The organism is Klebsiella sp. Ech2A, assembly GCF_030078455.1.
In the GTDB taxonomy this organism is placed as follows: Bacteria; Pseudomonadota; Gammaproteobacteria; order Enterobacterales; family Enterobacteriaceae; genus Klebsiella; species Klebsiella terrigena.
Map to the genome: position 1 here is coordinate 1 of NZ_JAQGFU010000359.1, position 2224 is coordinate 2224.

4 protein-coding genes are annotated in these 2224 nt (G+C 59.1%); 1 reads left to right on the forward strand and 3 read right to left on the reverse strand.

The window, feature by feature from the left end; genetic code table 11:
- From PFH44_RS26910 to PFH44_RS26920, 3 genes are all read right to left on the reverse strand, one after another.
- On the reverse strand, nt 1-151 hold a 151-nt coding region (locus tag PFH44_RS26910), incomplete at its 3' end, for a hypothetical protein (RefSeq protein WP_283826740.1).
- On the reverse strand, nt 138-1118 hold the full coding sequence (tal, locus tag PFH44_RS26915) for a transaldolase (RefSeq protein ID WP_045857827.1): 981 nt from the start codon (nt 1116-1118) through the stop codon (nt 138-140). The genes PFH44_RS26910 and tal, both read right to left, overlap by 14 nt.
- 13 nt (nt 1119-1131) lie before the next feature.
- The gene (locus tag PFH44_RS26920) at nt 1132-1611 is read right to left on the reverse strand and encodes an RpiB/LacA/LacB family sugar-phosphate isomerase (RefSeq protein ID WP_045857825.1); all 480 of its coding nucleotides are present in this window, start codon (nt 1609-1611) and stop codon (nt 1132-1134) included.
- Nucleotides 1612-1941: 330 nt separating this feature from the next.
- On the opposite strand from PFH44_RS26920, the gene PFH44_RS26925 reads away from it, so the two are divergent.
- Nucleotides 1942-2224 (forward strand): dihydroxyacetone kinase subunit DhaK (locus PFH44_RS26925; protein WP_283826739.1); only part of this gene is annotated, 283 nt, incomplete at its 3' end.

Below are 2224 nucleotides of genomic sequence, written 5' to 3' on the forward strand. Positions count from 1 at the left end.
TGTTCGGGTTATGATTCAGGAAATCCCGCCACAGGACTTCGGCAATGTCAGCCATTCCCATCGGGGCACCCGGGTGGCCGGATTTGGCTTTCTGTACCGCGTCCATGCTCAGCGCACGAATAGCGTTCGCCAGCTCTCTACGCGATGACATCGTCCGCCTCCTGTTTTTCCAGCAGCTCGCTGAGCATCGTCTCCAGCTTTTGCTGGTCCTGGGCAAACAGGCGAATGCCCTCCGCCAGCTTATCGACCGCCATCGGGTCCTGATTGTGCAGCCAGTAGAACTCGGACTCGGTCAGCGGCGACGGCGGTACCTCGCCGGCCTGCGGAGGCACCAGCGCAACGCGAAGATCGCCCTCCATTCGGCTGAGCTCCTCCAGCAGCGCGGGGGCGATGGTCAGGCGATCGCAGCCGGCCAGCGCTATCACCTGCGCCGTTTTACGGAAGCTCGCGCCCATAATCACCGTCGGATAGCGGTGCTTCTTATAGTAGTCGTAGATATTGCGCACCGAGACCACGCCCGGATCGTTCTCCGCCGCGTCGTCTTCCAGCAGATTACGTTCGCGATACCAGTCGTAGATTCGCCCGACGAAGGGCGAAATCAGCCACACTCCCGCTTCGGCGCAGGCGCGCGCCTGGGCAAACGAAAAGAGCAGCGTCAGGTTGCAGTGAATGCCTTCACGCTCCAGCTCCTCCGCCGCCTTAATCCCCTGCCACGTCGCCGCCAGCTTGATCAGCACGCGGGAGCGGTCAATTCCGGCCTGTTCGTACAGGCGGATCAGCTTGCGCGCTTTTGCCACGCACAGCCCGCGGTCGTAAGAGAGGCGGGCGTCCACTTCCGTCGACACCTTGCCCGGCACCTGGCCCAGCAGCTCGAGGCCAATATTCACCGCCAGCTTATCGCCGGCGTTAATCAGCCGCGTTTGCGCCGTGCCGCCCTGCTCGCAGGCCCAGGCGATAGCCTGCTCGATCAGCGGGCGATAGAGCGGCTGCGCAGCGGCCTTGAGGATCAGCGACGGGTTGGTCGTGGCATCCTGCGGATGGTATTCACGGATAGCGGTGATATCGCCGCTGTCCGCAACGACGGTGGTCACTTCTTTCAGTTTTTCCAGAATGGTCATCGTGATGACTCCTTTATTCTTCTGCGCGGGCCGCACCGTCCGGGTGAACCAGCGTTTCGTAGTAATCGATACGCTGCACCTTCGGCCCGGAGCGCCCGGCTTCAAACTCGGCGGCAAGCCAGGTATCGACCAGCATCAGCGCCAGCTCGCTGCCGACAACCCGCGCCCCGAGGGTCATAATTTGCGCATTATTGCTTTTGCGGGCGCGATCGGCCGAGTAAACGTCATGACACTGCGCGGCGCGAATGCCGGGTACCTTATTCGCCACAATCGCCATCCCGATGCCGGTGCCGCAAAACAGCAGCCCGCGCTCAAAGGTGCCCTGGCGGATAGCCGAAGCCAGGTTAAAGGCGATATCCGGGTAGATCTGCTCATTTCCCGCCACGTCGTGGCTGAAATCAACGACCTCGATATCCCGCTGCTGAAGATGTTCCTTTACCAGATTTTTCAGTCCGGTCGCAGCATCATCCGCACCGATTGCGACTTTCAACATTTTTCTTACCTCATCAATGACAGCGTTAGTATCAAACTTATGTTCAGAAGCCGCTCGTGTGATGGATTCAGGCTGGAATTCCCGGCCGCTTAACTGAACTAAAGTTCACTAGTTGTTCGTATGTAATAAGGTTTAGCAAGAAAACGACGGCTAAAAAAGGGGGAATCGCACAAAAAATAGCTTTATTAAGCAAATCACGACCGCGATCACATATCCACCTGCTGAACATTTGATTGAATCATGTGATCTGATAGCGTTCATTTGTGATGGTACAAATGGCCAGAAACTGGCGGCTGGGAAACTAAATACAAATCATCTGGAGAAGACAAAATGAGCTGGATTTTTAACCGACCGTCAGACTTTGCAAAAGAAATGGTGGCGGGCTTCGTCAGCGCGCACGCGTCAATGGTGCGCCAGGTTCCCGGCGGTGTCGTGCGCAACACCCAAAGCCGGCCGGGCGGCGTGGCTATCGTGGTCGGCGGCGGATCCGGGCACTACCCCGCCTTCGCCGGGCTGGTGGGCCAGGGCCTGGCCCACGGCGCGGCCATGGGCAACCTTTTCGCCTCCCCTTCGGCGCAGCAAATCTGCTCCGTCGCGCGGGCGGCCAACAACG

Bases quoted from the DNA above. Each gene is read 5' to 3' on its own strand.
- tal (WP_045857827.1), bottom strand. From the start codon at position 1,118: ATGACCATTCTGGAAAAACTGAAAGAAGTGACCACCGTCGTTGCGGAC.
- PFH44_RS26920 (WP_045857825.1), bottom strand. From the start codon at position 1,611: ATGTTGAAAGTCGCAATCGGTGCGGATGATGCTGCGACCGGACTGAAA.